The 1,195-nt window shown below is 39.1% G+C and carries 1 protein-coding gene; it reads left to right on the top strand.

All coding sequences use genetic code 11. The features are described 5' to 3' along the window. On the top strand, positions 1 to 1,150 hold a 1,150-nt coding region (locus CD30_RS19070; protein WP_036180799.1), incomplete at its 5' end, for a DDE-type integrase/transposase/recombinase. Between the last annotated feature and the right edge of the window lie 45 nt (positions 1,151 to 1,195).

A 1,195-nucleotide genomic window follows, 5' to 3' on the forward strand; every position in this document is an offset into this window, starting at 1 on the left:
TGAAAATCTCTACAGTCCAAAGTGTGGTGCACCTGCGGCGTATTTGTATGCCAATAATGGCGCGAATGGTCAATATCTTTGTAAGGCATGTGATTGCTTATTTAATCAACAAAATCGATACAAGAAAGAAGTTATTTTTCGTTGCCCTCACTGTATGAAGGCGTTAGAAAAAGTTAAGGAACGAAAAGACTTTCACGTCTGGAAGTGTAAATATAATCAGTGTTCTTTTTATCTATCCAATATCGATAGAATGAGTAAGGAAGAAAAAGCTCGGTTTAAACATGATCCACAAGCGTTTAAAATCCGCTATATTTACCGTGAATTTTTGTTTGACTATCAACCTTTATCTCCATTATCACCAGTGAAACCACGAGTAGATTTATCGAGAATTCAAGTGTCACAGCACACCCTAGGGTTGATATTGACTTACCACATTAACTATGGGCTTTCAGCCCGTAGAACAGCTGCATTGATGCATGATATACATAACATTTCTATTTCACACCAAACGATTCTAAACTACGTAAATAGTGTATCTATCTTGATGAAACCGTTCGTTGATCGTTATCCTTATGAACTATCGGATCAGTTTTGTGGCGACGAGACCTATATTCGTGTGAATGGGAAATGGCATTATTTATTCTTTTTCTTTGATGCGGCAAAAAAGGTGATTCTGTCTTATCGTGTTTCACAAAATCGCGATACATTGTCTGCGATTAAAGCAATTGATGATGTATTACAAAAGTTTAAGGAGATCCCTCAGGATCTAAATATAATCGTAGACGGCAATCCCATATACTTATTAGCCCAACACTACTTCGCACGACATGAAATTTGGTTTGATGTGACACAAGTAATCGGCTTAACAAACGAAGATCCTGTATCAGCAGACTATCGTTGGTTGAAACAAATAATTGAACGCCTAAATCGAACGTTTAAAGGGCACTACCGTGCCACGACGGGTTTTGGATCCGAAACGGGATCAGTTTCGTTTGTGACAATGTTTGTGGCCTATTTCAATTTCCTTCGACCACATGCAAAGCTAGAAAACCGTGTGCCAGTCATGATTCCAGCACTGGAAAAGATGCCACATATGCCTGCACGTTGGACAAAACTGATTGAACTTGCCCAACAAGAGCTAACTGCATAACCGCCTGCTTTTTTTAGCAGAGCCCTCAAACAACAGCATACAAGA

It is taken from the genome of Ureibacillus massiliensis 4400831 = CIP 108448 = CCUG 49529 (genome assembly GCF_000772965.1).
GTDB lineage: Bacteria > Bacillota > Bacilli > Bacillales_A > Planococcaceae > Ureibacillus > Ureibacillus massiliensis.